Source organism: Corynebacterium sp. c25Ua_89, from assembly GCF_047459735.1.
Classification (GTDB): Bacteria; Actinomycetota; Actinomycetes; order Mycobacteriales; family Mycobacteriaceae; genus Corynebacterium; species Corynebacterium simulans.
On record NZ_JASBOD010000001.1, the window covers coordinates 169424 to 195901 of the forward strand.

Consider the following 26478-nt stretch of genomic DNA (forward strand, 5'->3'; position numbering starts at 1 on the left):
TTAATAAAGCCGGCTAGGTTTCTACCTAGCCGGCTTTTGTGATCACTGGTGGTCCTCATGGTTGCAGTACCAATTCACGAGCTTTTGGCTGGTATGAACCTTGCGTTTTCGCAATGTTCATCTTTCACCCATGTAATTTCAACCTTTGGCGCTTAGCTTGGGAAGAGATCAAGCAACACGATCTAAAGGGAGAACCCCGCAATCATGTCCAATCCTTCTGTTCTGACCGAGCCTATGAGCCCCAGTGCAGTGGCCACCAAGACCTACGTTATTGATACCTCCGTCCTCCTTTCTGACCCATGGGCCCTGCGCAAGTTCGCAGAGCACGAGGTCATCCTTCCCATCGTCGTCATCTCCGAATTGGAAGGAAAACGTCATCACCCTGAGCTTGGCTGGTTCGCCCGCCAAGCTCTTCGCTTTTTGGAGGACCTGCGTGGTGCATACGACGGTCTAGACCAGGCAGTTCCGGTCAACGTTGAGGGCGGAACCTTACGCGTTGAGCTAAATCATCAGGATCAGTCTTTGCTGCCATCTTCCTTCCGGGGGCCCGAAGGTGACCACCGCATTCTCGCTTGCGCACTCAACCTGGCGCACGAGGGCAAAGACACCGTGCTTGTGACAAAGGATGTCCCACTGCGTGTCAAGGCTGGTGCAGTTGGCTTGCAAGCCGACGAGTATCACGCGCAGGACGTAGTTCTTACCGGTTATACCGGCATGGCTGTGGTTCATACTTCTGCTGAAGTCATCGATGCTCTCTACCGTGATGGGGAAGTCATGGTAGACGGCGTACTGACTGAAGATGGCACTGCTATCGAAGAGCTTCCAGTTCACTGCGGCATCAAGCTGGACGCGGCAGGGCAGTCCGCGCTTGGCCGCATGACGGCGGAGGGCACCATCCAGCTCGTACGCGGTGACGTCAACGCGTTTGGACTGCAGGGCCGCTCCGCGGAGCAGCGCGTGGCACTTGACCTTTTGTCAGATCCCTCCGTGGGCATCATGTCTCTGGGCGGCCGTGCCGGCACTGGTAAGTCTGCGCTGGCGCTGTGCGCGGGCCTTGAAGCGGTCCTGGAGCGCGGTGAGCACCGCCGCATCGTGGTTTTCCGCCCTATGTATGCAGTGGGTGGGCAGTCGCTGGGATACCTTCCAGGTAGCGAGTCCGAGAAGATGAATCCGTGGGCCCAGGCCGTCTTCGATACCCTCGAAGGCCTTGTCTCTGACAACGTCATGGAGGAAGTCCATGACCGCGGCCTCCTTGAGGTTCTGCCACTGACCCACATCCGTGGTCGGAGCTTGCATGATTCCTTCGTCATCGTCGATGAAGCGCAGTCGCTTGAGCGCAACGTCTTGCTCACCGTCCTGTCTCGGTTGGGCAAGGGCTCGCGCGTGGTGTTGACGCACGACGTCGCCCAGCGTGACAATCTGCGCGTGGGCCGCCATGACGGTGTGCAGGCTGTCATTGAAAAGCTCAAAGGGCATGAGCTATTTGCACACGTGACCCTCCAGCGCTCAGAGCGTTCCGCAATCGCCGAGCTTGTCACGGACTTACTCGAAAGCGAGGCTTAAGGTTAAACCGTCTTCCTCGATCGCGGCTAGCTAACTTCTTCCGGTTTATATAGCCGTACAGGTTGTTGTCTTGTAATAATGAATCACATGGCAGAAAACAAACCCGCGAAGAACTTTAAGATTCGACCTTTTGTCACGGCCGACTATCCCCAGATGCGGACAATTTATGAAGACGGCCTAAACACCGGTCACGCCACGTATGAAACGCGTTCTTTGACGCTGGAGCAGTTTACCCGTGCAAAGATCATGTCCTCGGTCTTCGTTGCGGTTGAGGAAGACGATGATTCCAAGGTATTGGGCTGGGTTTCTGCAGCGCAGATTTCCTCCCGCTCAGTCTTCCATGGTGTGGTGGAAGATTCCATCTACATCAGCGCGGAGGCTCAAGGCCGTGGCATCGCCGGTGCCCTGCTCGATAAGCTCATCGAAACCTGCAAGGACCTCCACAAATGGGCAATCCACGCGTGGATCTTCCCAGAAAACCAGGGTTCCGCAGGCCTGCATAAGTCTCGCGGCTTCGTCAAGGTCGGTACCTACTCCCACATGGCGAAGATGACCTACGGCGAGATGGCTGGTCAGTGGCGCGACACCGACGTCTACGAGCTACTGCTTCCGAAGCCCGATGAGCGGGCGCGAGGCAACAAGAGCTAGGACTTTTAGCTAGGCAATAGAGCTAGACAAACTCGGCGGCGGGGAATGTACCCGCAAAAAAGCCACTAAAATGCGGGAACGGGTTTAACATTAGGATGTTCTACTTTCTCTCGTAGGAGATCTTTATGAAAACCCGTTCCTGCATCATTGCTCTCATGACCGCGGCTAGCGTGGCATTGTCTCCAGTGCCAGCAGCTTTCGGCGATGCCGCATCCCTCAAGACCACTCTGGAAGCTTCCGGCTCCCAGAACATCACCACGCTGGACGTTAACCTGAACCCAGGTCTGCTGGGGTATTACTACGGTGACGTCACCATGCGCTCCGAAATCAACACCGTTGTTGCGCAGATTCGCGACCTTCGTGGTAGGGCGTGGGATGAAAATCCAACGATCAATTTCTTCAGCCTAAAAGATTACTCCAGACACATCATGCGACTCCAAGATGCCGCAAGGTTCGAGGGGTTGAATACCCGTAGCGCTTATCAAAACGCAATCGACTGGGATCCGGCCTTGGAACACATCGCCCTTCAGCGTGCCGTGGAAGCAAACTACAAATTCGAGCACGTCCGTCCCGATGGCACAGATTGCTGGACCGTTGATCAGGACAAGTTCAGTGCTGAGAACTTGGCGCATAATGCGATGACGGAAGCCATCGCGGGCTTTGAAAAAGAGTGGCCAAACCTGCGTTCCCGCACCGGCGAGTTCGGTCATCTTCAGAACATGTTGGATCCCGCAAACCGTGCTTTTTCGCAGGCACAGGCAGGCGAATCTACTGCCCAATTGCTAGCGCGAAAAGATAGCCCAGCACAACCAGCACCAATTAATGATGGTCGGCACGCAATTCCTGTTACTTTCCCTGAGTCCGCTTTGGCGCAAGCTCGGTTGTCTAGCCGCGGCGGAACCAGCGTGGGGGATACTGGACAGTTTCAGGCAGTCCTGAACGATAACTCGGGCGTCATTGCGTTGCCGGGTTCCTACGGAACTTCCAATCCGACGGTGTTGAATGTGGAAAGCAACGGCTCCTATGAGGCCCTTGCTCCGGGTAAGGCACAGGTGCGCTTTGCCGGCCTCACGCTGAACAACGAAAAACTTGGTACGCCGGCACAAAGTTTGGCTAAAGACGTGTTGGTAAAGAAAGTTTCGGCGCCAGTCCAAAACCCTTCCACAGATGGTCAATCTTCGAGTACGGGTTCCCAGGTCGGAATGATTGTCGGTATTATCGCCGCGATTTTGGCGCTGTTCGGCGTAGGTGCTCAGGTACTGCGCCAGGTGGGCATTATCGGCTAGGCAGAGCGCTGTTCGTCCTATTCGCGTAGCTTGATTGAGTATCATGACCTCGTCAATGTCGCGGCGTTGAGGTTGGCGCAATTGCTGAAAATATAAGAGAACTCCCGGTCTGAAATCGCTTCCTATTTCAGACCGGGAATTTTCTATGCAGACAGTTGCCGCCGGTATCATTGATGATGGAGCCTTGAGGGATAGCCAAGGTTGTTCTCTATGGTGGCGTCGTTTAGCGCAATGCGGAACCGGAGCTCACAGAGCTCCTCACTAGTAGCCTTCGATTCTTGTCTGGTGAGTGATATTTAAGAGATCTCTTCCTTAAGGTGCTCTTCCGTGACGGGAAGAACCAAAAGAAGGGCAACGATGGCCATAGGAACCATGAGCAAGATGACCGGAGTCAGGCCATCGTTGTAGGCGTTGAGGATGACGGACTGAATTGCATCCGGAAGGTGCGCAACCATGTTCGGGGTCAGGCGGGAAGAACCGCCCGTTGCGGAAGCGAACTGCTCAGCGTACTGCGCGCCCTCAGGGCCCATGGCCTTGATTGCAGCTGGCATGTTGGCTGCCATCTCATCCTTCATGTTGTGGATGAACAGGGAACCAACGAGGGAAGCTCCCACTGCGGAACCAATCTGGCGGAAGAAGTTGTTGGCAGCCGTTGCGGTACCGACCAGCGCGATAGGGAAGGAGTTTTGCACGATGAGAACCAGAACCTGCTGCACAAAACCCAGGCCCACGCCGAAGAGGAAGAACTCAGCACCGAGCTGAACCAGGGTCGTATCCACGGTCAGCTTGGACATCCAGAACAAAGCACCGGCGGTGATGATAAGGCCGATGATTGGGTAAATCTTGTAGTGGCCCGTGCGGGCGATGATGAAGCCAACGGCAGTCGAGGTGCCGATGAGGCCTACCATCATCGGAATCATCATGAGGCCCGCCTTGGTTGGGGTCAAGGTATGAACCATCTGCAGGTAGGTTGGCATGTAGCCAAGCACACCGAACATTGCCAGACCGAGGACAGTACCGGCTGCGGTGGTCAGAACCATGTTGCGGTTCTTAAAAAGGTGAACCGGAATCAGCGGCTCCTTGGCCTTCGACTCGACGATCACGGTGATAATAGCGCCGACGACAACGGTGATGCCCAAGCCAATGATGATTGGGTCAGACCACTCGTACTGCGTGCCGCCCCAAGTAGTCATGAGGATGAGGGAAGCGGTGGTGATAGCGATGAAAGTAGCGCCAAGAGCGTCGAACTTACGCAGGTCAGTATCGCCAACGCGCAGGTGCAGCACGATGGTGCACACGGTAATGGCGAGCATACCAAGTGGAATATTAATCCACAGACCCCAGCGCCAGCCCGGGCCGTCGGTGAACCAGCCGCCGAGGACTGGGCCGAGAACGGAAGAAAGGCCGAAGACGCCGCCCATGATGCCCATGAACTTGCCGCGCTCACGAGCAGTGGTGACCTCCGCGATGATGGACTGGGAGGAAATCATCATGAAGCCAGCGCCGAAGCCTTGGACAGCGCGGCCCAAAATGAGCCAGTTCATGTCATTTGCGAAGCCACCGATGGCAGAGCCGACGACGAAGACTGCGATGCCGCCGATGTAGAGCCACTTGCGGCCCATCATGTCGCCCAGTTTGCCAGAGATTGGCATAGCGATGGTCATGGTGACCAAGAAAGCGGAGATAACCCAGCTCATGTGGTCGACGCCGCCGAGCTCGCCCACGATAGTAGGCAGGGCCGAAGAGAAAATCATTTGGCCCAAGGAGCTCATCAACATGGTGAGAACGAGGGCGGAGAAAACGAGAGCTACGTTGTTTTCTTTCTTTTCGTTTCCGCCAGCTTGTGCTGGCTGCGCCTCGCCGACGTTGTTAGTCGGCGACTTGGCGGTATCTACCATTTCAGTCCTTTCGTGAAAGTGATAACGAGTGCGAGTGCATCATTGAACCTTTGCTCAAATGGTTGTTCGCAGCTGATTTCGGGGGAAGCGGTGGCAATCCAAAGCGCTTCTCTAACGGTGGCTCCGATGAGTAATGCTTCTGTCTCTGGCGCAACTTCTGGCATGAGCTGTAGCTGCGGTTCTTGCTTGAGGCGAAGCGTGATGAGTTCTGCAATCTCGGTTGACTTGGCGCGTTTGCGGCTAAACGACGCCGCGGCAGCATCTGGGTCGCTTGCTATGCGGCGCCGCCTTGCTGCAATTGTCTTTTCGGCGTGGTGCCCGTCCAAATGGGAAATGACGAGTTCCACGGTCAAACGCAGGAGGTTTTCAGTTGGAGTGTCAAGGAAATATGCTCGTTGGTCTTGGGAAAATAGTGCGCTAGGGGCGCCCAAGACTGCGGAGTCTTTGGAATCGAAGTAGTTAAAGAATGTGCGCCTTGAAATCCCCGCTTTTTCGCAGATCTCCTCAATGGTGACTGCGGCGAAGCCTCGCTTATCCACCAGGGAAGTGGCGGCGTCTTCGATACGCAGTCGCGTCTTGAGTCGCTTCTGCTCGCGTAGTGACATTTCTTCTTGCACGCTGTGTAACATTACACCCGGTGCAAGTTTGCACCAAGTGCAAACTTCGTGATTTTTGAGTCCCTGACATACCTTCAGTGCGCTTGGTCACAAATGCTTTTGGGGTAGCAAAAAGCCTCCCACTGTCATGCACTCGGGTGGGTACCCGAGCGGCAAGGCAGTGGGAGGCTAAAAAGTACTGCTTGAAAGTACCGTTAGGTGGAAAGCTTAGAAGCTGTCACGCTCGCGGTTGGTCATGGACAAGACGTTGAGGCGCTCATCCAGCTCTTCCTCGGTGAGGTTCTCGCCGTCGACGAAGCCCAGGTCAATGACGGCCTCGCGGACGGTGATCTTCTCGTGCAGTGCGTGCTTAGCAGCCTTCGCTGCATTCTCGTAGCCGATCTTGGAGTTCAGCGGGGTAACGATGGAGGTAGAGGACTCAGCGAACTTCTTCATGCGCTCCTCGTTAGCCTCGATGCCGTCGACGCACTTCTCAGCGAAGACGCGGGAGACGTTAGCCAGCAAGCGAGCGGACTCAAGGACGTTGCGTGCCATGACCGGGATGAACACGTTCAGCTCGAAGTGGCCGTTGGCGCCGCCGAATGCAACGGCAGCGTCGTTGCCGATGACCTGTGCGGAAACCATGGTGGCTGCCTCGCACAGAACTGGGTTAACCTTGCCCGGCATGATGGAGGAACCCGGCTGCAGATCCTTCAGGTGGATTTCTGCCAGGCCGGTCAGTGGGCCGGAGCCCATCATGCGGATATCGTTGGCAATCTTGTTCAGGGATACCGCAACGGTGCGCATTGCGCCGGAGAACTCAACGAGTCCGTCGCGCGCCGCCTGAGCCTCGAAGTGGTTCTCTGCTTCCTTGAGCTGCTCAACGCCGGTGAGCTTCTTGAGCTCTTCGGTGACCTTTGCGCCGAAGTCAGCGGAGGTGTTCAGGCCGGTGCCGGTTGCGGTGCCGCCGATAGCCAGCTCGCCCAGGCGTGGAAGGGTGGCCTCGATGCGCTCGATACCGAGCTCGATCTGGCGTGCGTAGCCACCGAACTCTTGGCCCAGGGTGATCGGGGTTGCGTCCATCAGGTGGGTGCGGCCGGACTTAACGACGTCCGCGAATTCCTTGGCCTTGGCGCTCAGGGACTCGTGCAGTACCTTCAGGCCTGGGATGAGGTCGTTGACAGCTGCCTCGGTGGCCGCAACGTGGGTTGCGGTAGGGAAGGTGTCGTTGGAGGACTGGCCCATGTTCACGTGGTCATTGGGGTGAATCTCTACGCCGTTGTTGTGGGCGATCGAGGCGATGACCTCGTTGGTGTTCATGTTGGAGGAGGTGCCAGAGCCGGTCTGGAAGACGTCGATTGGGAAAGCATCGTTGTGCTTGCCCTCAGCGATTTCCTTCGCTGCAGCGATGATTGCGTCAGCCTTGTCCGCATCGAGCGTGCCGGAATCCTTGTTGACCTGTGCGCAAGCTGCCTTCAGCAGGCCCAAAGCGCGAATCTGAGCGGCCTCAAGCCCGCGGCCGGAAATCGGAAAGTTTTCTACAGCACGCTGGGTCTGTGCGCGCCACAGAGCATCAACAGGAACCTTCACTTCACCCATGGTGTCGTGTTCAATGCGGTACTCAGTCATGAAATCCACCTCAAAATTATGTGTTGAATAAAGATGTTCATTTAGCGATTGTGTCGGGAGGGAGTCGGACTAACGTGTCCCTTCCGGCAGTAAACGCAGTAATAAGATTTGTATCAACCGGCACCATAATGGTGCTGGAAGTCACGCCTCGTAAAACCAGTATGGACTAAAAAGCGTGTGAATGTGCAAGGTGCACGTCCATGCTGAAAAGGGCGTGCACCAAATGCAAAAGGGGGCTTTAAAAACCTTTAGGCATCCGCTGCGTTGGAGTAATCAATAACGGAGTACTCCTGAAGCTTGGCCAGCTTGTGTACGGAATCGATGTAGCGGATGGTGCCGGACTTGGAGCGCATAACCAGGGAACGGGTAGTGGCGCCGTTTGCACGGTAGGAAACACCGCGCAGCATGTCACCGTTGGTAACGCCGGTAGCAGCGAAGTAGCAGTTATCGGAGGAAACCAGTTCGTCGGTGCTCAGAACGCGGTCCAAGTCGTGGCCAGCCTGGCGAGCCTTTTCGGCTTCTTCCTCGTCCTTCGGCCATAGCTTGCCCTGGATTTCGCCGCCCATGCACTTCATAGCGCAAGCGGTGATGATGCCCTCAGGGGTGCCGCCGATGCCCATCATCATGTCGATGGAGTTGGAATCTTGGCAGGTAGCGATTGCGCCTGCGACGTCGCCGTCCATGATGAGACGAACCTTTGCGCCGGCAGCGCGGATCTGATCGATAAGGTCTTGGTGGCGCGGGCGGTCCAGCACAACGACGGTGAGGTCGGCAGCCTTGATGCCGAGCTTCTTAGCGACGGAGTTGATGTTCCACTCAACGGACTGGTTGATGTCGATTGCGCCGACGCCAGCTGGGCCGACAGCAATCTTGTTCATGTAGAAGACGGCGGACGGGTCATACATGGTGCCACGCTCTGCGGCAGCGATGACGGAAATAGCGTTCGGACGGCCCTCCGCCATCAGGCGGGTGCCGTCGACCGGGTCAACTGCGATGTCCATTGCTGCGCCCTCGCCGGTGCCCACTTCTTCGCCGTTGAACAGCATCGGGGCTTCGTCCTTTTCGCCCTCGCCGATGACCACAACGCCGTTCATTGCGACGGAGTTGATGAGCTTGCGCATTGCATCCACAGCTGCGCCATCGCCCTCATTCTTCTTGCCACGGCCTACCCAGCGGCCGGAGGCCAAAGCTGCGGCCTCAGTGACGCGAACCAGCTCCATAGCGAGGTTGCGATCTGGCATGTAAGAAGTGTTTTCGGACATGTGTTTAGGCTGCCTTCCATTCATTTTCTGTCTCGCCGCTGGAACCTTCCAGGGCACTGTTTCCTATTCTTGCACTTTTGAATGGATTTTTAGGCAGGTTGGTGCCCCCGATTGAGGGCTTTGCCCGATCCCGGGGGCAGTGAAGTAGAAAATTCGCAGCACAAGAATTTGAGTTCGCCCCGGCTTTTCGTTGTGCGCTTGGGTACGTGGAATACTGGTCGCGTGGCAGCAGAAGAGAAACCCAAGATTTTTGAGGGCGCCCGGGACATTATTTTGTCTCTCGGCGTGACCGTCATCGCCATGCTCCTCGTCGTGGGAGCTACCGGCTTGTGTAGCGTGAACCCGGAGACAAAGAAGGGGCCTGTCCAGGATGTCGATGCCACGACGTTCCTGGAGATGGAAGCACGCGCTACGGGGGCAGTAATCCGTAACCCACAGATGCCCGAAGGCTGGGCGCCTACTGCTGCGCGTCGCTCGGCTGTGGCGGGGGAGAACGCCTCCGTGGTGAGCTGGCTGACTGCTGATGAAGGCTATGTGGAGTCTACGCAGACCCAAGCTTCTATTGAAGAGGCGGAGAAGGGCTATGACTCCAACTACCGTGCCAACGAATCCGAGCGTGAGGTTGCCGGCAAGAAGGTCAAGATCCTAGAAAGCGACGACGCTAATGTTCGTCCACTATGGATCACAGATTTAGGCGACTCCCGCCTGGTATTGTCCGGCTCCGCCTCTGAAGCGGATTACGAGACCACCATCGAGGCATTCGCCAAGGCACAGGTTCTGCACGTGAATGAGGACGGGGCAGCCGAGGCTGGTGCGCAGAAGGACGGTGCTTCAGCACCGACCTCGCAGCAGCCTTAGCTGAAGGTGGCTGAGCAAAGGCCGTCTGCAAACTCGACCTTTAAACCCTCGCCCGCGGTTTCTACCGTTTGGGCGAGGGTTTCTTCGTCTAGGCCGCTCAGACGCTGCTTAGCAACGTAGACGTCGACTCGTTCGCGCTTGGAGTTCTGCGGGTAGATTTTTACCTCGCGGAGACGGCCTTCTTTAAAGCACAGCACAATGGAGCCAGAGTAATAGGAGATCTCATCCGTGCTTGCCGTATGCGGCGCGCCGAAAAACTCCTCGGCAAGATGGCGTGGATCGCCAAAGAGCAGGGAACCGGCAGAGCCGGACTTTGATACGAAGTCCACGCGCTCACCTGGGTAGCCGTAAATCTGCATTAATACTCTCCTTTGTTGGATGATGCGTTTTCTTCGTCTGTGGCATCTTCAGAGTTATCGGCACTATCTAGTGCCTTCTCGACACGACGCGCAGCGCCGTCAAGGTGGGCCTCACAGGCCTTTGCCAGCGCTTCACCGCGCTCCCAGTACTTCAGCGACTCGTCGAGGCCCATCTGGCCGAGCTCAAGAATTTTGACGGTTTCAATGAGCTCATCGCGAGCCTGCTCGTAAGTAAGTTCCTCTACTGGCGGGAATGCGTCCTGGCCGGGAGTACCGGTACCGATTGTCTCGTTCATGTCTGCTCCTTTAGTTAAGTCTTTGGCTTCGGGTCTATATTTTTAAGCGCTTTAGCGCTGAATGATTACTGAAGTTTGTTAGTCAGCCGGTTTGGCAGCCATCGCCGCAGCGGTAATCGAGCCATCACCGACGCGGATACGCAACTGCGAGCCGGGTGGTGATTGCTCGTAGGAAGTCACAACCTCTGGGTCCGAGCCATCACGCGGTACGACTTGGACGATGGCATAGCCACGTTCCAAGGTGGCCGACGGGCCGAGAGCTGAGACCTGTGCGCGCAGGGCAGTGACCTTGTTTCTTTCTCGCTCGAGCAAGTAGGTGACCTCGCGCTTCATCAACGCGCGGGAGCGCTCAAGTTCATCACGGCGTGCGTTGATCGGCGTCATTGGATCCGCAAGCACGGGGCGTGAACGAATATTTTCCAACCCGCGCCTTTCCCTTTCGACCCAACCACGCAGTGCTGCTGCCATGCGGGAACGCGCTTCATCCACCAATGCGTATTCCTCAGCAACTGATGGCACTACTCGTTTTGCGGCGTCAGTAGGAGTGGCGGCGCGGAGGTCTGCAATATTGTCGAGCACTGGATTGTCTGGCTCATGGCCAATAGCAGAGACCACCGGAGTGCGTGCGCTGGCAACTGCGCGCTGTAGAGCCTCTTCGGAGAAAGGAAGAAGGTCTTCGACAGAACCGCCGCCACGGGCGATGATGATGACGTCTACTTCTGGATCCTCATCGAGGGTTTCCAACGCGTTGATAACCTCTGGAACGGTGTTCGCTCCCTGCACCGCGGTATTAATGACGCGGAATTGCACTGCCGGCCAACGGTCCTTTGCCACGGCTAGCACGTCACGTTCAGCAGCGGAGCCGCGGCCGGTGATAAGTCCTACCTTGTTAGGTAGGTAGGGCAGCGCCAACTTGCGCGAAGGATCGAAGAGCCCTTCAGCAGCAAGCTGTTGGCGCAGCATCTCAATGCGTGCTAGTAAATCACCCACGCCGACGTGGCGAATCTCAGTGGTCCACAAAGAAAAGGAACCGCGGCCGGCATAAAAGGCCGGCTTGCCGTAGACCACCACGCGGTCACCGTCCTTTAACGGCGTGGGCATTTTCAAGACCATGTCAGTAGGACACGTTAGCTGCACGGACTTTTCCTGCTCGACGTCGCGCAAAGTGAGGTAGGAAAGTTTCCAAGAGCGCTTGACGTTGATCTGGGTTAATTGGCCTTCGACCCACAAGAACCCGAGACGCTCGATCCAGCCCTTGACCTGGTCATTGACCTGGCCTACGGGCCAGGGCGTTTCCGCAGAGTTTGCAGGTTGATTCACAAAGCAGCCTTTCTATGCAGCAGTGGATTGCCACTTAGTCTATTGCCCAGCCCGGACATGTGGTCTTCGGGGGCAGCCAGCTTGGGCAAATTTAAAGGTCAGCGTGCTAGAGAACGTCCGAGCGAAGTCACATTGCTGTCCACGTCAGAATTAGGCCACCTATTGCCTTTGCCAAGCGACCCAATCTACTGTTTCAAAGCAGTTTTAGATACGCTGGAAAGCATGACTGAGACTGGCAAGAACGTTCTCCTGGCAGCACCGCGCGGTTATTGTGCCGGTGTCGATCGCGCAGTTGAGACGGTGGAAAAGGCACTTGAGAAGTACGGCGCACCGATTTATGTGCGTAAGCAGATTGTTCACAACCGCTACGTCGTGGAATCGCTAGCTGAGCGAGGCGTCATCTTCGTCGAGGAAGCATCCGAAGCGCCCGAGGGTGCGCACCTCGTCTTTTCCGCACACGGTATCGCCCCGGCGGTGCGTGAGGAGGCTGAAGGCCGCAAGCAGTTGACCCTTGACGCAACTTGCCCGCTGGTGACCAAGGTGCATAACGAGGCGCGCCGTTTCCAGCGAGATGGCTACCACATCTTGTTGGTGGGCCACGAAGGCCACGAAGAGGTCGAAGGCACCGCCGGCGAGGCTCCTGAGGTCACCCACTTGGTCGATGGCATCGAGGGCGTCGACAAGCTGCCTGAGTCCCTGCAAGATGAAAAGCTCATCTGGCTATCCCAGACCACCCTCTCGGTGGATGAGACCATCACTATTGTGAATAAGCTGCGCGAGCGCTTTCCGCACCTCGAGAATCCGCCTTCAGACGACATCTGCTACGCCACCCAGAACCGCCAGGAGTCGGTGAAGAATATTGCTCCGAAGTGCGATTTGATGATTGTGGTGGGCTCGAAGAATTCCTCGAACTCCGTGCGCCTAGTTGAGGTGGCGCTAGAGGCAGGAGCCAAGGCTTCCCACCTCGTCGACTTCGCCCGCGAGATCGATGAGGCGTGGCTCGAAGGCGTCGAGACCGTCGGTGTTACCTGTGGTGCTTCTGTACCTGAGCTGCTCGTGCGCGAGGTGCTCGAGTTCCTCGACGAGCGTGGTTACAGCAACGTTGAGCAAGTTACTACTTCCACCGAGACTATCCAGTTCTCCCTGCCACGTGAGCTGCGTCCGGCGCGCACGTCGCAGGCCCCGAAGGCTTAAGGATGCCCTCCTAAGCCACAAAAAGAAAAGCACTCAGAGCAGCAAATGGCTGCCCTGGGTGCTTTATTGATAGCTAGTATTCGAGCTGGTTTGCGCGGTGAACTAGTCTTCGTCGTAGAGATTGTCTTCCAAGAACGAGGACTTTGGCTTTGCCTTGGACGCCTTAGGCTCGGTGGTTTCGGCGTCGCGGGATTCATCTATATCGCCAGCACGGCGTGCGGGGTCGGGGCGGCGCGGTGCGAAGTCGGAATCGTCGTACTCCGCGGAGCTAGCTGTGGTACCCCGCTCGCGGGCCTCACGCGCCTCGCGGTAGGAGCGTGCTTGAGCCACGCGCTCTCGGGCTTGCTGCTCGCGTTCTTCTGCCTGGCGGCGGCGACGAACCTCGCGGTCCAACTCGCGGGCACGGGTACGGCGGCGCTGCGAACTCTGGGGAAGTGCTTCACCCGAGCCTTCTGCATCACGATAACGGCGGTCACGAGCCATAAGCTCGGCAACGGAAAGACGCTCGTTGGTAGTGCGCTCATTGGTTTCTTGCTCTGCGCGACGGGCAACCTGTGCCTTGGCGTCGCGGGTTCGAGCCAAGTTCTTGTGTCGCCATAGACGGACCACGGCAAGGGTAGCGCACAATAAAAATACGATGAGCAACCAGGGGAAACGCTCGATGAAAGGGAACGCTGCGGATAGCAGGGACGTGGTCGAAAACGGCGATGCGCCTTTTGGCGCGGCTTGAATAGTCAGCACCCAGGAGGTCAACACAATAGCGACCGTAAACACAACTGGAATGCTGACAACCAGGAGGTACAAGCTGCGCAGGCGGGCGAAGTAGGTGACTGCCAGCGCACCGGCGCCGAAGATGATGAAGAATGGCCAACCAATCGAACCCACGGCAATCGTGATCAGTGCGGCTACGACGAACGTGGCTACTAGGCCAAGGAGACCCTTGGCTAGCGGCAGCTCGTGCGCAGCGGCGGAAGTTTCACGCGCGGCTCGGTGGTTTCGATTTTTGGCAAGTGACACGCCGGAAGATTCTACAGCGTTGGCTGGGCTTATCGTTATATCTTCGCCCGAATGTGGCGAAATTTATTTTCCATGAAGGAGGTAAATGCAGCTATTCCCCAAAGCGTAGGTGCCGCGGTTCTGCCTCGATGGGGCGCGGGGAGATCGGCTTTTTATCGGTGCGTGCCGGAATCTCCAGCTCGTAGAGCCTGCGTGCAGTAACCCCCACGCGTAAATCCAAGGAGCCGAGACTGGAGTTGAATGCTTCGACTGCTTTTTCAAGGCTGCGGCCGACTTTCTCATAGTGCTCGTTGAGAGTACCTAGCCGCGCATAGAGCTCGCGGCCAAGACGTTGCACCTCACGTGCTTTCTCGGAAATGTCTTCGTGCCGCCATCCCAGCGCCACGGTGCGCAGGAGCGCGAAGAGTGTGCTTGGCGTGGCGATGACGATGTTGCGCCCGAAGGCGAACTCGAGCAGCTCAGGATCGATACTCAATGCGGCTTCAAGGAACGGATCCGCCGGGACGAAGAGCACTACGAACTCAGGGGTGGGAGAGAAGGCCTCAATGTAATCGCGATGGGAGAGCGCTTGAACATGGTTGCGTAACAGGTGTGCGTGCCGGCGGAGGTAACCTGCGTGCTCCTCTGGATCTTCGGTGTCCATTGCGTCCAAATAAGAAGAAAACGGCACCTTGGCATCGACAGCGATGTTGCGCCCACCTGCTAGATGCACTACTAGGTCGGGGCGTACGGACTTTCCGTTGAGTGTTGCTGTTACCTGGGAATCGAAATCCACGTGTTTGGTCATGCCGCCGATTTCCACGACGCGTTCTAGTTGTATCTCGCCCCAGCGGCCGCGGACGTTGGGGGAACGCAGAGCGCCCACGAGCTTGTCAGTGCGATCTGTAAGCCTGGTTGAAGTCCGGGTAACAGCCTGGACTTGGCTCGATAATGCTGCTAGGGCAGTGGCGCGGTCTTCCTCTAATTCCTGCAGTTTGAATCCCAAGCGGTCCATAGCTTTCTCTAAAGGCGCAAGCTCCGCTTGCCGGCGTTGCGATTCCTGTAGCGCGCGATACTCATCGCTGGGGCGCGCGGAATTGCTGCGGTATTCGCGCAGCAGCCAGCCCAAAATGGCGCCGATGAAAAGACCTAGAAATAACAAAAGCACGGGCAAGGTGGTAGACATAGCCACCACCTAAGCACGTGCTCCGGACATTGCCGTCTGTCTTGGACTAATCTTCGCGGCGTGGATGCAACAGATGTTCGACGCGCGACATAGCTTTTTGTACGCCACCTCGTACAACGCGCATCTGCGTGCCGCGGGAAGCAGGCGCTTCTCCCTCACCCGTACCAGTAGGGCGGGCATCCATATCGACCGCAGCGTCGAGGTGCGGATTATTGCCGTGATTAGCAACATCGGCAGGCGCGGCCTCCGGGGCGGCGTGGTCCGGCATCTCCAACCAGGCCTCCCGCTTATGATCGCCCTGCTCTTGGGTATAGCGGCCAATGAGGAAGCCTGCCACCGTGGCAAAATGCATATCCTCTGCGGTTTTCTCGCCAGACTGCAGCATCATCATGTCCTGGAAGTAGCGATACGCCACAGCGAACATTGCGGCCGCTGGCACTGCCAAGAACGCACCCACGAGGTTAAAGAGGGCAGAGCCCACAGTGACGGAAGTCAGCACAACGACGGGGTGCAGGTTCATCGCCTTGGATTGCAGCCAGGGGGAGAGCACGTTGCCCTCAAGCTGCTGGACCAAGAGCACGAGCGCCAAGACCAACAGTGCTTTGGTGATTCCCAAGGAGACCAAGGCGATGGTCACCGAAAGCGCGCCGGCGACGATCGCGCCAACAAAGGGAATAAAGCCCGCAACGAAGGTGATGATGGCCAGCGTTAGTGCCAGCGGGACCCCGATGATGGCCAGGCCGATGCCGATGAAGATGGCGTCGACTAGCGATACGAGCGCCTGGGCACGCACGAAACCGCCCAGTGTGTTCCAGCCTCGGGTGAGCAGTTCCGTCAAATGCCAACCGGTGCGCCGGCCCGTGGCTTCGCGCAGCCATGGCAGGAAGCGGTGACCATCCTTCAAGAAGAAGAAGGTCAAGACTAAAACCACCATCAAGGTCACGATGATGTTGGTTGCCTGCCCAATACCGTTGAACACGGATCCTGCAATGGTGCCGGCCTGCTTTTGTGCCCAGGCGGCGATTTCATCGATGTAGGTGCCGATCTGATCCTCATTGAGATTCAGCGGCGGCTGCTGGACCCATAGGCGCAGTGCCTGAATGCCGTTGGCTGTTTGCAAATAAAGCGTTTGGGATTGCCGCACAAAATTCGGCGCGATGAAAAGAAACAGCGCGCCCAGTGCGCTGAAGGAAACCAAGATCGTCAACGCCGCTGCTAGCGAACTTGGCACATGGTGGCGGCGCAGCCACCGGGTGATCGGAGCCAAAACTGTGCAGATGATGAGAGCCAACAGGATAGGCAGGATGCCGCGCCAGAGGTTGCCTGCGATGCGGAATAGTGCATAAAGGAAAAGGCACATGACGAAAAGACGCAGTGCCCATAGGGAAGCAGACTTAATTACCTCGCCGACTACAACGGAACGGTCGACTTGGTCTCCGGGTGGGTGAGGGGAGACGTCGTCAAGCGCTGCGGCATCAACAGACTCGTCAAAACGATCGCCGAGCCCAGCGTGGTCCGGATCCGAGTGGTGACCGGATGGCGGCGTGGATGATGAGGAAGGCGAATGAGAACTCACCCCACCATCTTGCCTTAAAAAACCTTGGGTGCGTTAGGATTGCCCCTGTGAGTCTTACACTTGGAATCGTCGGCCTGCCTAACGTTGGCAAGTCCACACTGTTTAATGCCCTGACCCGTTCTGACATTCTGGCAGCGAACTACCCGTTCGCCACCATCGAGCCGAACGTCGGCCTCGTCGAGTTACCGGATCACCGCCTTAACCGCTTGGCGGAGATCTTTAGCTCCGAGCGCATCCTGCCGGCGACCGTGTCCTTCGTGGACATCGCCGGAATCGTCGAAGGCGCATCCAAGGGTGAAGGCATGGGTAACGCCTTCCTTGCCAACATCCGTGAGGCAGATGCTATCTGCCAGGTCGTGCGCGCCTTTGCCGATGACAATGTCATTCACGTCGATGGCAAGGTCGATCCTGCCCACGATATTTCCGTGATTAACACCGAGCTCATCCTGGCGGATCTGCAGACCATTGAAAAAGCCCTGCCGCGCCTGGAGAAGGAAGCGCGCAAGAACAAGGAGCTGGCCGAGACCGTCGAGGCTACCAAGAAGGCACAGGAAATCCTGGAGGATGACCGCACGCTCTTCGCCGCTTCCAAGAATGGCGAGATCGACCTCGCACTGGTTCGTGAGCTTCACTTGATGACGGCGAAGCCGTTCCTGTACGTGTTCAACTCCGACGAAGCAGTGCTTACCGACGACGCGAAGAAGGCCGAGCTCGCCGAGCTCGTCGCCCCAGCAGAGTGCGTCTTCCTCGATGCACAGACTGAGACCGAGCTGCTTGAGCTCGACGAGGAAGAGGCAATGGAACTGCTCGAGTCCGTCGGCCAGACCGAGCCTGGCCTGGCAACTCTGGCTAAAGCAGGTTTTGCCACCCTCGGCTTGCAGACCTACCTGACCGCAGGCCCGAAGGAAGCGCGTGCTTGGACCATCAAGCAGGGCGCGGCGGCTCCTGCCGCAGCAGGCGTCATCCACACCGACTTCGAAAAGAAGTTCATTAAGGCTGAGATCGTCTCCTTCGATGATCTGGATGCCGCCGGTTCCATGGCCGAAGCCCGCAATGCCGGCAAGGTCCGCCAAGAGGGCAAAGAATACATCATGCAGGACGGCGACGTCTGCGACTTCAAGGTTGGTGGTTAGCTAACCTTCCATCGCGGATTGCAGTACCGAGAGAACGGTGCGCCGAGCTTCGACATTCTCGAGGTGTGAATCCACGAGCGTGACGAGCGCCTCGAGGATAAGAAGAAAGGCGACACGTGAGGCATCCGCGAGTTCGGCACGAAAGGTGCCGTCGGGGGAGGGAATAACCAGCGTGTAGGCAGAAAGCTCCGCCAGCGGCGAAGAGGTAAACGAGGTTAGCGCGATGATGGTCGCTCCCGTCTTTTCAGCCGCGGTGGCGGCGTTGAGCGTGAGTGTGGTGGCCCCAGAGCCAGAGACAACGAGGCACACGCACTCGGAATCGAGCTGTGTAGCTGCGATGTGCTGGCCCATGGCTTCGCCCACAAACTCGGCTGGACGTCCAATGCTGGTGAGCCGCAGCGCTGTGGTCTGCGCGAGAGTCGCCGACAGTCCGTTACCCACGACGAGGACGCGCTTGGCGCTCGATAGTGCTGCCACCGTGGACGAAAGCTCTTGTTCATCGAGGAGCGCAGTGAGCCCATGAAGATAATTGCTGAAGGAGGCAATTTCGGCGGACATGCGGCCGACGTGGGTGGAGTCGGCGTCGGGAAGCGGCTGTGGCCGCTGAGCGATCTCCTGGGTGAGAGCCACACGCAGGTGCTGATAGCCGTCGTAGCCCAGTGCTTTCGCTGTGCGGATGACTGAAGTGCGGGAGGTGCCGACCTTAGCCGCGAGCTGATCCGCCGTGGCGTGGAGGACAAAGTCCATGTCCTCCAAGATGGCTTGGGCCACGCGCTGCTCGATGGGCTGCAAGCTAGGCATGCGCGTAGTGATGTGTGCGGAAGGTGGGGCAGTATCAGTCATAGGGTCTGGGGGTTTGTTTAGGTGTATTTGGCTGCCACGATCCGGCGGCGAATGGCACCGGAGATGGCGTCGATGGACATGGTGATGACAATGACGACTATAAGCAGTACGCCTACGACGTCCCACTGTCGGTACTGCGTATAGCCGGTGAGCATGTCGCCGATACCACCCACTCCAATGAGGCCGAGGACGGCGGACGTACGCACGTTGATCTCAAAGCGATAGAGCGCCAGGGATGCTAATTCAGGCTGGACGATTGGCCACGTTCCCCAACGCACCATTTCTGCGAGGGTGCCGCCAGAGGCTTTGACGGCCTCAGCCGGGCCGGTCGGCGCGGTTTCGATGGCCTCATAGGTCCACTTGGCATGTGTACCGATACCGCCGATCGCCAAGGCGAGCGCACCTGTAAAAGGAGTGAGTCCAGTGACTGTCAGAATAATGATGGCGATGATGATCTCCGGGACCGCGCGGATGATGGCGAAGAGCGCGCGCAGCGGCAGGCATACCCAGCCAGGGAAGACAGTGTTCGCGGCGAGGACGCCGAGGATTGTAGAAAGCACGACGCCAAGCAGCGCGCCGATCCACGCCATGGCCACGGAGCGCCACGTCTGGAGGAGCGCTTCACCAAGCTTGGACCAGTCCGGGTTCGAAAACATGAGTACGAGGTAGTGCCAGATGTTGGCGGGGAGCTCTTTGAGCGCGGACAAATTGACATCGATGTAGCCGAATGACAGCGCAAGGATGACCAAAATTCCGGCCCACGCAGCCCAAACACCCCAGCTGCGGGAATGTGAAGGTAGCGCGGATGGTGCAGTTGCTGGAAGTGCAGTGTTCATCGCAACCTCTTTCGCAGGTTGACGGATACGACTTCAAGGGCGATGACGACGACGAGCAGCTCTAGCACGATGGCGGAAAGCGCATCGTAGCGGTAGAAGCCGCGGACCTCATCGATGAGCAAGCCAATGCCACCCGCGCCCACGAGTCCCAATACCGCGGAGATACGGACGTTGAGTTCGAGAGAGTAAATGACCTGGCTGGCAAAGGCAGGCCAGGTTTGTGGGAGAGCAGTCACGCGATTGATCTGATTCTGCGCACCACCAGCGGCGCGGCCGGCTTCCATGTAGGAGTCATCAGCGGAGTCGATCGCTTCGGAGACGAGCTTGACTACGATGCCGACGTCGAAAAGCACCAGCGTAGTGATGCCCGGGAGGGCACCCACACCGAGCATGGCGACGAGAATGGTGGCGTACACGAGATCGGGCACCGCGCGGATAACGTTGACGATACCGCGCACGAGTGTGCGCCACGGCGTCGACGGATTTGTCGGGCGCGCGGCCCACAACGACAGCGGAAGGGCAATCACTGCGGAAATGGCGGCACCCACCACGGCCATGGCTAGGGTCTCGAGCAGAGGCTCCCACGTGCGCGGAAGGATCGACCAATCCGGGGTGAACATCTGCGCGAGCCTGTCGGCACCGTTGCGCCAGTTGCGTGCGATGTGACCCAGGTTGATGTCGATTCCGCCCCAGGCGGGGATGCACGTGGCGATGGTCAGCGCGATGAACGCGGCGAGCCCACCGAGAATGCCGGGCCAGTTGCGCTGACGAGGAGGAAGTACGGCTGTCATACTGCGCTCCCTTGGCCCCCAAGCTGGTCCTCCTCGCGGATCCGGCGGCCATAAATGGCCTCGAAATCCTCCACGGTGGACCCCTGGGCGGGGCCATCGAAGACGATCTTGCCGTGGCGAATGCCGATGATGCGGGTGGCATAGTCTTGCGCCAAATCGACGAGGTGCAAGTTCACAAGAGTGGTGAGGTCGCGCTCGGCGTTGATGCGGCGCAAGTCCTTCATAACGGAATGCGCGGTGGGTGGGTCGAGGGAGGCTACCGGTTCATCGGCTAGCATGATGGCCGGCTTCTGGGAGAGGGCGCGGGCAATGGCCACGCGCTGCTTTTGGCCACCAGACAAGGCGCCGGCCTTGTTCCACGCTTTGTCGAGGATGCCCACGGATTCCAACGCCTCGGCGATAACCGCTTTGTCCTCCGACGTGGAGATGCCCAGCAACGTGCGCCAACCAGGGTTGTGGGAGAAGCGGCCAACGAGCACGTTGGCGAACACACTCGCGCGATCCGCCAGGTTGAACTCCTGGAAAATCATGCCGATGCGGCCACGGAGCTTACGCAGCTGGGAGCCTTTCGCGGCGGATATCTCGTGGGGGCCAACGAAGATTTTTCCCGACGTCGGCTTAACGAGCCCATTAATGCTGCGGATGAACGTGGACTTACCGGAACCAGAGAGACCGACGATGGCGACGAATTCACCGGGGGCGATGTCCACGGAGACGTCGTCAAGCGCCAGCGTTCCGTTGGGGTAGCGCACCGAGACATTCTCGAACCGAATGCCCCACGCCTTCTCCTCCGTCATGGGGAACCTTTCTGAGTGGGAAATGGGCAGTGGAGGAGCGCGAACCTACTGCGCGAAGCGCTCGTTGACCTTGCGCGCCATGTCAATGGATTCCTTCTTAGCCGGAACCCAGTCGGTGATATCGAAGATGGCGGACATCGTGTCTGGGTCGACCTCAGAGAAACCATCCATGAGTTCGGTGATTTCCTTGCGGCGCTCTTCTGGGACATCGTCCGAAATGACGACGCCGCCGTTGGGGTACATGTCGGTGTATCCGAAGACGACGAGCTTCTCAGCCAAATCAGGGGCCTCGGAAGGGTCGATAGTGGAGCGGGCGTCCCAGAAGCTAAAGCCCACCTCAGCGTCGCCGTTGTAGACGGCCATTATGGAAGCATCGTTGGAGGTCACCGGGACCTTCTTGAGGCTGTCAACGTCAATACCCTGGGATTCCATGGCCATGACCGGCAGCTGGTAGCCGGCCGGGGAGGTAGCGCCGAGCAAAGCGACAGTGGTCTCACCATCGATCTTCTTGAGCGCCTCGAGGCCCTTCGGCCCCTGGCCCTTGTTCTTGTCTGCGGTGGCGGTGTCGTTGCAGTAGAGGTACTCGGCGCCGCTGGCAGCATAGGTGGACTTGACTGGCTCATCCTCGCAGTACTTGTCCGGGTTGTTGGTGACGAACTGGCCGGCGTAGGAATCTGCACCGAAGCGCTCGTCCTGCAGCACAGCGTGGGCGTCGTACATGTCTTCAGCGGAGGCCAGCTGTGCCGCGGAGGCGATGGCGATGTCCGCCTGGCCCGAGCCGATGGCCTCGACGGCGGCCTGGTAATCCTTGGTCACGACACCCTCAACCTCCACGCCGAGTTCCTCGGAGAGGTAATCGGTCAGCGGCTTCGCAGTGGTTACCAGGTCATTGACCTTCTCGTTCGGTATGAGCGCGAGGGTGAGCTTCTCATCGGAGCCCTTGGCAGAATCGGAACCGTTATCGGAGTCGGAAGAGCAGGCGGTGAGGGAGAGGGACAAGGTAAGGGCGGTGGCGGCAAGAGCGGTGAAACGGCGCATAATGAATGTCTTTCTGTGCGTGTGGGTTAAAGAGCGGAGGTCAGTTCGGGAAAGATGTCGGTGACGCGGGTGACGCGCCAAGTCGGGTCAGCCGCAGGGGAGGTTGCGAAGGGGGAGTCAACGAGCACGGTGTGTCCGCCTACGGCGGCCACGGGTGCGAGGTCGAACTCCCAAATATCGCCGAAGGAGATGAGGCGAGTCGGATCCGTGTCGGCGAGATCGGTGTCCAGGATGTGGGTAAGGCCTTCAGGTTTGCCCACCCTGGTGTAGACGGTGTCGAAGGACCTGTCGAGGCCCAGTGCGTGAAGGGCAGCGCTGAGGCCAATCTCTGGAGAGTTAGTCGCCAGAATGGCGCGGCCGGGGTAGGAGGCAAGGAATTCGGCAAGCCCCTCAGGGGCGGTGATACCGGTGTCGGCGAGGTTCTCCCGGGAAGCCAGATATGCCTCCTGGCAGGTCTCTTCCGGCACGTCGAGTTCGGCGGCGAGAGTGCGGACGAGGTGGTAACCGTCGCGTGCTGAGCCGACGTTAAGGGAGTTCAGCAGCGCTTCGGCGTCTTGAGCAATGGATGGGTGCCCGGCTTTCTCCGCAATGAGGTGCGCATAGGCCAGAACGGGGCCGTGGCCAAGGCTGACGGTTCCGTCAAAATCGAAGAGAAGGACTGGGCGAGTTATGTCTGTGGACATAAAGTACAAACTAATAGCGGTTTATGTACTTCGCGACCGCACGCGGTAAACATTTAGTGAACAGTGCGTGCACATCCGGCTTTGGTACTCTAAGGGGCTGTAGAAAATCTCTCTTTGAAGGTCGACACTATGTCTCTTCCCAACGAGCAGTTGCTGCTTGAACGCTTTATGAAGCTCTCCATCGCTACAGCAGTGGCCACGATCGCGCTCAAGATTGTCGCTGCTGCGGTGACGGGATCGGTGGGCTTTCTTTCCGACGCCCTCGAATCTGGTGTGAACCTCGTCGCCGCCGTTGTAGGTTTTGTGGCTATTAGGATTGCGGCAAAGCCGGCAGACGCAAACCACCAGTTCGGCCACGGCAAAGCCGAATATGTTTCCGCGCTGGTGGAGGGTGCAATGATCTTCGTCGCTGCGGCGATGATTATTTACACGGCGATTCGCCGACTTCTAGAGCCGCAGCCGCTGGAGCAGCCTGGGCTCGGACTTTTACTATCGCTCGTGGCCTCCCTACTGAACCTGGGCGTGGGCCTTCTACTTGTGCGCGCGGGAAAACAACACCGTTCGGCCACCTTGCAAGCAGATGGAAAGCACTTGCTTACCGACGTCTGGACGTCCGTCGGCGTTATCGTCGGTATTGGAGCAGTGGCGTTGACAGGCTGGCTGTGGCTGGATCCGATCATCGCGTTTGCCGTAGGCCTCAATATTTTGTGGACTGGCTACAAGTTGCTCAAAGAATCGTTGAGCTCCCTGTTGTCGGAGTCCTTGCCCAAGAAAGAATACGCGCAGCTCGACGCCCTCCTCAACGAGCTGGAGGAGCACCATGACGTGGAGTTTACTTCGCGGCGCACCGTTGCTTCGGGCCGCAACCGCTTGGTGTATCTCACGATGGATGTCCCCGGCCAGTGGACGGTACTGCACTCGCACACTATTGCCGACCACATCGAAGACGCCATCGACGAGCTTTTCCCCGGTGCTGAGGTCTTTATCCACGTCGAGCCTGCAGGAACGGTTCATCGCCGGATTCTGCGCATGCCGTAATGTTTGCAGCTAGCGCAGGCTGGCCACGCCGCGTCCGCCTTCCATTACCCACGGCCAACTCAGACCGTTCTTGGTGAGGACATTGACGCGGATCTCATCGGGGACAATCCAGTCCTTGTTGGTGTAGCCCAGCAAGTATTCGTCGAACGCAGGCAGCTCGAGTCGTAGTTCTAGGGCAGTACGGATGTCCTCCGCAGAAACATCTTCCTGCCAATTGGCCATCCAAAAGTCTTGGCCATCGTGGCGAGTGCGTCGAGCGTCTGCCGACTTCAAAGCTGTGGTGGCTTGAGTCTTGCTGAGCTTTGACCACGCTTGGAGGTCTTCTACCGAGACCGGACCATGACCTGAGATATACCGTTGACCAAGTTCGTGAAGGGGATGCGCGGGCTCGTGTTGGGCAACGGGAAGTGCATCAACGTGAAGAAAGGTTTCCTGGTTGCCGTCCTTGGGGCCTTGGACGAGGTCACCTGCACCGCCGAAGGCACGCAGTAAGTGGGAGCCGCGACCTTCTGTGGGATCCACGCCCGTCTCGGCGAAAAGCTCATAGACCTGCGCGCGGGTTAATGGTGTGGTGGCTGCGCTATGGAGGGCCTCTGAGCACGCTTCAAACATCTCTTCGCTGAGCCCTAGACTGGGGCGCCGAGACTTCTGGCTTGCGGCGATGCGTGGATAGAGGAGACAGGACATCCAGCGGACGTCGGCAGCCGGCATGAAGTGCAACGTCCCTCGCTGGGGCCAGCAGCGCACCACGCAGTAGCTTTCTATCTCTTTCAGAACCTTGTCATCGTCACACCCGGCGCGCAGGGAAAGTGCACGAACACCAGCGTCGTAGGTCTGTCCCTGTAGAGCAAGGAGATGCTCAGCGACGTCCAGCGCCGAGGCGAGCGATGGCCGCGCGGCCGATGGCGCTAGCCCTTGGGCAATGAGCCGGCGCGCTAGGAGTTCATCACGGGATAGCTCGTGCATGGTTTCTCCTTTAAAGCCGGAAGGTCTTCATCAGCTGCATGCCCGTGGAAACGAGGGCACGGAAGCGCTCCGGTGAGATGTACTCCGACGGTGCCAAGGGATGCAGTCGCTGTTCAGCCACGGTGCGCTCGTTGGCCCATAGGCGCATGCCGGTAATGCCGTGTCGGTGGTTCAGTCCGGACTCCTTGACGCCGCCGCCAGGGGCCGCGATGGAGCCGTAAGCGGCGGCGAAGCCCTCGTTGATATTGACCATGCCGGCTTCCAGCTGGGAAGCGACCTTCCATGCGCGACGGGAGTTTCCGGACCACACCGATGCCGATAGGCCGTAGGTGGTGTCGTTGGCGAGCTGGATGGCTTCGGCATCAGAGCTGATCGGATAGACAGCGAGCACGGGGCCGAAAGTCTCGGTGGCATAGAGGTCCATCTCTGGGTTCACACCGGTGAGCACGGTAGGTTCATAGAAGAGGGGCCCAAGATCTGGGCGGGCTTGTCCGCCATAAAGTACGGTGGCCCCTTTAGACACGGCGTCCTCCACGTGGGCGACGACTGTATCAAGCTGGCGCTGCGAGGTGAGTGAGCCGATAGTTGCGGCATCGGAGAAGGCCGCGCCCAGAACGTGCTCCTCCAGCGCGTTCTTGAGTTCGGCGAGGAACTCCTCGAAGATGCTCTCGTGTACATAGGCCCGTTCGGCGGACATGCACAGTTGGCCCGAAGACGAGAAGGCCGTGCGTACGGCGCCGCGAGCGGTGGGCTCAAGGGGAGCGTCGTCAAGCACCAGCATTGGATTCTTACCGCCGAGCTCCAACATTGTGGGGATGAGACGTCCGGCCGCCTGGGCAGCAATGGACTTGCCCACCTTGGTGGAACCGGTAAAGGAAAGACCGTCGACGAGGGGGATCAAGGCGTCGCCCACCTCCGCACCCCGGCCGGGAACCAGCTGCCAGGCGGCCTCCGGAAGGCCGGCCTCAATCGCCAGCCGGCGGACCAAGATTGCCGTCAGCGTGGTTTGGGAATCAGGCTTGTGAACCACAGAGTTGCCAGCAGAAAGCGCCGCCAGCACGTCGCCCACGCCCAAGGAAAGCGGATAGTTCCACGGGGAGATGAGCCCCACGACGCCCAGTGGGTAGTGCTGGGTGCGCGTCTTGGTGAGCACCGGCAACGCGCCGGGATGACGCTCCGGACCAAAGGCCTTGCGTATGTTCACGCCATAAAAGCGCGCGCAGTTATAGAGGTCCATCACCTCGTCGTAGGCGTGCGAGCGGGACTTGCCGTTCTCAGCCTGAATGAGGTCGAGGATGAGCTCTTCATGTTTCCGGATTAGGTCGTGAAGCTTGAGCAGTATGCGCCCGCGATTGCCGTGGCCCACCCCGGCCCGTGCGGTGGTGACGGCAGCGGCGACGTCCTCAGGCGTGGCCGTGGGGAAGGAGAAAAGCTCTTCACCAGTAAACGGCATGAGTGCTGTGTGTTGAGCGCCGGAACCGCGCACGTCGCCTACCGGGTTGGTGGCCAGGAAATCAGAGACGCGCGGCGGGAGATGAGCACTAGTGAAGGTTTTCATGGAGTCTATAGTGCCAGAAACTGATTGTGATATGTATCGCAATAATAGTGCTGGTGTGAGCGGCATGACTTCATGGCAACGCTTTCAAAAATTCCGAGCCCGCAGCTCCGGGAAACTATCGCGCCACT

The 26478-nt window shown here is 58.4% G+C and carries 25 protein-coding genes; 7 read left to right on the forward strand and 18 right to left on the reverse strand.

Translation table 11 applies throughout. From position 1 onward, the window contains the following. Positions 1-204: 204 nt before the first annotated feature. The 3 genes from QKB66_RS00810 to QKB66_RS00820 all read left to right on the forward strand — a co-directional run bounded on the left by QKB66_RS00810 (position 205) and on the right by QKB66_RS00820 (position 3497). On the forward strand, positions 205-1563 hold the full coding sequence (locus tag QKB66_RS00810) for a PhoH family protein (protein WP_061921615.1): 1359 nt from the start codon (positions 205-207) through the stop codon (positions 1561-1563). 87 nt (positions 1564-1650) lie between these two features. Then, positions 1651-2211 carry an N-acetyltransferase family protein gene (locus tag QKB66_RS00815; RefSeq protein ID WP_311518096.1) on the forward strand — a complete coding sequence of 187 codons (561 nt, stop codon included), beginning with the start codon at positions 1651-1653 and terminating at the stop codon, positions 2209-2211. Positions 2212-2336: 125 nt separating this feature from the next. Beyond that, positions 2337-3497: a hypothetical protein gene (locus QKB66_RS00820; RefSeq protein ID WP_311518097.1), complete on the forward strand. Its 1161-nt coding sequence runs from the start codon at positions 2337-2339 to the stop codon at positions 3495-3497. A 296-nt stretch (positions 3498-3793) separates the two neighbouring features. On the opposite strand, the gene QKB66_RS00825 is transcribed toward QKB66_RS00820, so the two are convergent. The 4 genes from QKB66_RS00825 to glpX all read right to left on the reverse strand — a co-directional run bounded on the left by QKB66_RS00825 (position 3794) and on the right by glpX (position 8882). After that, positions 3794-5395: an MDR family MFS transporter gene (locus QKB66_RS00825; protein WP_282439966.1), complete on the reverse strand. Its 1602-nt coding sequence runs from the start codon at positions 5393-5395 to the stop codon at positions 3794-3796. Further along, positions 5389-6012: a TetR family transcriptional regulator gene (locus tag QKB66_RS00830; RefSeq protein WP_414252473.1), complete on the reverse strand. Its 624-nt coding sequence runs from the start codon at positions 6010-6012 to the stop codon at positions 5389-5391. Before QKB66_RS00830 ends, QKB66_RS00825 begins: the two co-directional genes overlap by 7 nt. Positions 6013-6219: 207 nt before the next feature. After that, positions 6220-7620 carry a class II fumarate hydratase gene (locus tag QKB66_RS00835; RefSeq protein ID WP_248090901.1) on the reverse strand — a complete coding sequence of 467 codons (1401 nt, stop codon included), beginning with the start codon at positions 7618-7620 and terminating at the stop codon, positions 6220-6222. 248 nt (positions 7621-7868) lie between these two features. Continuing rightward, positions 7869-8882, reverse strand: a complete 1014-nt coding sequence (glpX, locus tag QKB66_RS00840; protein ID WP_248090899.1) for a class II fructose-bisphosphatase — start codon at positions 8880-8882, stop codon at positions 7869-7871. 222 nt (positions 8883-9104) lie between these two features. Here glpX and QKB66_RS00845 point away from each other — a divergent pair, with 222 nt between their 5' ends. Further along, entirely contained in the window at positions 9105-9740 is a 636-nt protein-coding gene (locus QKB66_RS00845) for a DUF4245 domain-containing protein (RefSeq protein WP_414252474.1), read from the forward strand. Here the strand turns inward: QKB66_RS00845 and QKB66_RS00850 are convergent. The 3 genes from QKB66_RS00850 to xseA all read right to left on the reverse strand — a co-directional run bounded on the left by QKB66_RS00850 (position 9737) and on the right by xseA (position 11715). Next, positions 9737-10099, reverse strand: a complete 363-nt coding sequence (locus QKB66_RS00850) for a hypothetical protein (protein ID WP_414252475.1) — start codon at positions 10097-10099, stop codon at positions 9737-9739. The genes QKB66_RS00845 and QKB66_RS00850 overlap by 4 nt on opposite strands. Continuing rightward, complete coding sequence (locus QKB66_RS00855) at positions 10099-10395, reverse strand: exodeoxyribonuclease VII small subunit (protein WP_248090890.1); 297 nt, start codon at positions 10393-10395, stop codon at positions 10099-10101. Before QKB66_RS00855 ends, QKB66_RS00850 begins: the two co-directional genes overlap by 1 nt. A gap of 78 nt (positions 10396-10473) precedes the next feature. Continuing rightward, positions 10474-11715, reverse strand: a complete 1242-nt coding sequence (gene xseA / locus QKB66_RS00860) for an exodeoxyribonuclease VII large subunit (RefSeq protein WP_414252476.1) — start codon at positions 11713-11715, stop codon at positions 10474-10476. A gap of 222 nt (positions 11716-11937) precedes the next feature. On the opposite strand from xseA, the gene QKB66_RS00865 reads away from it, so the two are divergent. Beyond that, the gene (locus QKB66_RS00865; RefSeq protein ID WP_062035508.1) at positions 11938-12909 is read left to right on the forward strand and encodes a 4-hydroxy-3-methylbut-2-enyl diphosphate reductase; all 972 of its coding nucleotides are present in this window, start codon (positions 11938-11940) and stop codon (positions 12907-12909) included. A gap of 102 nt (positions 12910-13011) precedes the next feature. On the opposite strand, the gene QKB66_RS00870 is transcribed toward QKB66_RS00865, so the two are convergent. The 3 genes from QKB66_RS00870 to QKB66_RS00880 all read right to left on the reverse strand — a co-directional run bounded on the left by QKB66_RS00870 (position 13012) and on the right by QKB66_RS00880 (position 16667). Continuing rightward, positions 13012-13926, reverse strand: a complete 915-nt coding sequence (locus QKB66_RS00870) for a DUF6542 domain-containing protein (RefSeq protein ID WP_414252477.1) — start codon at positions 13924-13926, stop codon at positions 13012-13014. 91 nt (positions 13927-14017) lie between these two features. Further along, positions 14018-15091 carry a DNA recombination protein RmuC gene (locus QKB66_RS00875; RefSeq protein ID WP_414252478.1) on the reverse strand — a complete coding sequence of 358 codons (1074 nt, stop codon included), beginning with the start codon at positions 15089-15091 and terminating at the stop codon, positions 14018-14020. A 46-nt stretch (positions 15092-15137) separates the two neighbouring features. Further along, positions 15138-16667, reverse strand: a complete 1530-nt coding sequence (locus QKB66_RS00880) for an AI-2E family transporter (RefSeq protein ID WP_248090878.1) — start codon at positions 16665-16667, stop codon at positions 15138-15140. Positions 16668-16714: 47 nt separating this feature from the next. Here QKB66_RS00880 and ychF point away from each other — a divergent pair, with 47 nt between their 5' ends. Further along, complete coding sequence (ychF, locus tag QKB66_RS00885) at positions 16715-17800, forward strand: redox-regulated ATPase YchF (protein ID WP_414252479.1); 1086 nt, start codon at positions 16715-16717, stop codon at positions 17798-17800. Here ychF and QKB66_RS00890 read toward each other — a convergent pair whose 3' ends face one another. Genes QKB66_RS00890 through QKB66_RS00915 form a run of 6 tightly spaced genes read right to left on the reverse strand, consistent with a single transcriptional unit; the run spans position 17801 to position 22788 of the window. Then, on the reverse strand, positions 17801-18643 hold the full coding sequence (locus QKB66_RS00890; RefSeq protein WP_070433429.1) for a MurR/RpiR family transcriptional regulator: 843 nt from the start codon (positions 18641-18643) through the stop codon (positions 17801-17803). It abuts the gene before it with no gap. Between the two features lie 17 nt (positions 18644-18660). Next, positions 18661-19479 (reverse strand): phosphonate ABC transporter, permease protein PhnE, encoded by an 819-nt coding sequence (phnE, locus tag QKB66_RS00895; protein WP_414252480.1) that lies wholly within the window; start codon positions 19477-19479, stop codon positions 18661-18663. Further along, positions 19476-20270 carry a phosphonate ABC transporter, permease protein PhnE gene (gene phnE, locus QKB66_RS00900; RefSeq protein ID WP_070433431.1) on the reverse strand — a complete coding sequence of 265 codons (795 nt, stop codon included), beginning with the start codon at positions 20268-20270 and terminating at the stop codon, positions 19476-19478. The genes phnE (QKB66_RS00895) and phnE (QKB66_RS00900) overlap by 4 nt, the downstream gene beginning before the upstream one ends. Next, the gene (gene phnC, locus QKB66_RS00905; RefSeq protein ID WP_070433432.1) at positions 20267-21067 is read right to left on the reverse strand and encodes a phosphonate ABC transporter ATP-binding protein; all 801 of its coding nucleotides are present in this window, start codon (positions 21065-21067) and stop codon (positions 20267-20269) included. Before phnC ends, phnE (QKB66_RS00900) begins: the two co-directional genes overlap by 4 nt. Before the next feature lie 45 nt (positions 21068-21112). Further along, positions 21113-22105 (reverse strand): phosphate/phosphite/phosphonate ABC transporter substrate-binding protein, encoded by a 993-nt coding sequence (locus QKB66_RS00910; protein WP_414252481.1) that lies wholly within the window; start codon positions 22103-22105, stop codon positions 21113-21115. A gap of 26 nt (positions 22106-22131) precedes the next feature. Further along, positions 22132-22788, reverse strand: a complete 657-nt coding sequence (locus tag QKB66_RS00915) for an HAD family hydrolase (protein WP_414252482.1) — start codon at positions 22786-22788, stop codon at positions 22132-22134. 129 nt (positions 22789-22917) lie between these two features. Here QKB66_RS00915 and QKB66_RS00920 point away from each other — a divergent pair, with 129 nt between their 5' ends. Beyond that, positions 22918-23826: a cation diffusion facilitator family transporter gene (locus tag QKB66_RS00920; RefSeq protein ID WP_414252483.1), complete on the forward strand. Its 909-nt coding sequence runs from the start codon at positions 22918-22920 to the stop codon at positions 23824-23826. 9 nt (positions 23827-23835) lie between these two features. Here QKB66_RS00920 and QKB66_RS00925 read toward each other — a convergent pair whose 3' ends face one another. Together QKB66_RS00925 and QKB66_RS00930 are read right to left on the reverse strand one after the other, a co-directional pair. Continuing rightward, the gene (locus tag QKB66_RS00925; protein WP_414252484.1) at positions 23836-24792 is read right to left on the reverse strand and encodes a DNA glycosylase AlkZ-like family protein; all 957 of its coding nucleotides are present in this window, start codon (positions 24790-24792) and stop codon (positions 23836-23838) included. Positions 24793-24802: 10 nt separating this feature from the next. After that, a complete protein-coding gene (locus QKB66_RS00930; protein ID WP_414252485.1) occupies positions 24803-26350 on the reverse strand; it encodes a succinic semialdehyde dehydrogenase in 1548 nt (515 codons plus the stop codon). Positions 26351-26478: the final 128 nt, after the last annotated feature.

What these genes read in the sequence shown, in the direction of transcription:
- QKB66_RS00920 (WP_414252483.1), top strand. Translation starts at nt 22,918, where the DNA reads ATGTCTCTTCCCAACGAGCAGTTGCTGCTTGAACGCTTTATGAAGCTC.
- glpX (WP_248090899.1), bottom strand. Translation starts at nt 8,882, where the DNA reads ATGTCCGAAAACACTTCTTACATGCCAGATCGCAACCTCGCTATGGAG.
- QKB66_RS00930 (WP_414252485.1), bottom strand. Translation starts at nt 26,350, where the DNA reads ATGAAAACCTTCACTAGTGCTCATCTCCCGCCGCGCGTCTCTGATTTC.
- QKB66_RS00825 (WP_282439966.1), bottom strand. Translation starts at nt 5,395, where the DNA reads ATGGTAGATACCGCCAAGTCGCCGACTAACAACGTCGGCGAGGCGCAG.
- QKB66_RS00925 (WP_414252484.1), bottom strand. Translation starts at nt 24,792, where the DNA reads ATGCACGAGCTATCCCGTGATGAACTCCTAGCGCGCCGGCTCATTGCC.
- QKB66_RS00850 (WP_414252475.1), bottom strand. Translation starts at nt 10,099, where the DNA reads ATGCAGATTTACGGCTACCCAGGTGAGCGCGTGGACTTCGTATCAAAG.
- phnC (WP_070433432.1), bottom strand. Translation starts at nt 21,067, where the DNA reads ATGACGGAGGAGAAGGCGTGGGGCATTCGGTTCGAGAATGTCTCGGTG.
- QKB66_RS00865 (WP_062035508.1), top strand. Translation starts at nt 11,938, where the DNA reads ATGACTGAGACTGGCAAGAACGTTCTCCTGGCAGCACCGCGCGGTTAT.
- QKB66_RS00855 (WP_248090890.1), bottom strand. Translation starts at nt 10,395, where the DNA reads ATGAACGAGACAATCGGTACCGGTACTCCCGGCCAGGACGCATTCCCG.
- QKB66_RS00915 (WP_414252482.1), bottom strand. Translation starts at nt 22,788, where the DNA reads ATGTCCACAGACATAACTCGCCCAGTCCTTCTCTTCGATTTTGACGGA.
- QKB66_RS00890 (WP_070433429.1), bottom strand. Translation starts at nt 18,643, where the DNA reads ATGACTGATACTGCCCCACCTTCCGCACACATCACTACGCGCATGCCT.
- QKB66_RS00820 (WP_311518097.1), top strand. Translation starts at nt 2,337, where the DNA reads ATGAAAACCCGTTCCTGCATCATTGCTCTCATGACCGCGGCTAGCGTG.
- QKB66_RS00810 (WP_061921615.1), top strand. Translation starts at nt 205, where the DNA reads ATGTCCAATCCTTCTGTTCTGACCGAGCCTATGAGCCCCAGTGCAGTG.
- QKB66_RS00835 (WP_248090901.1), bottom strand. Translation starts at nt 7,620, where the DNA reads ATGACTGAGTACCGCATTGAACACGACACCATGGGTGAAGTGAAGGTT.
- QKB66_RS00815 (WP_311518096.1), top strand. Translation starts at nt 1,651, where the DNA reads ATGGCAGAAAACAAACCCGCGAAGAACTTTAAGATTCGACCTTTTGTC.
- QKB66_RS00910 (WP_414252481.1), bottom strand. Translation starts at nt 22,105, where the DNA reads ATGCGCCGTTTCACCGCTCTTGCCGCCACCGCCCTTACCTTGTCCCTC.
- phnE (WP_414252480.1), bottom strand. Translation starts at nt 19,479, where the DNA reads ATGAACACTGCACTTCCAGCAACTGCACCATCCGCGCTACCTTCACAT.
- phnE (WP_070433431.1), bottom strand. Translation starts at nt 20,270, where the DNA reads ATGACAGCCGTACTTCCTCCTCGTCAGCGCAACTGGCCCGGCATTCTC.
- QKB66_RS00875 (WP_414252478.1), bottom strand. Translation starts at nt 15,091, where the DNA reads ATGTCTACCACCTTGCCCGTGCTTTTGTTATTTCTAGGTCTTTTCATC.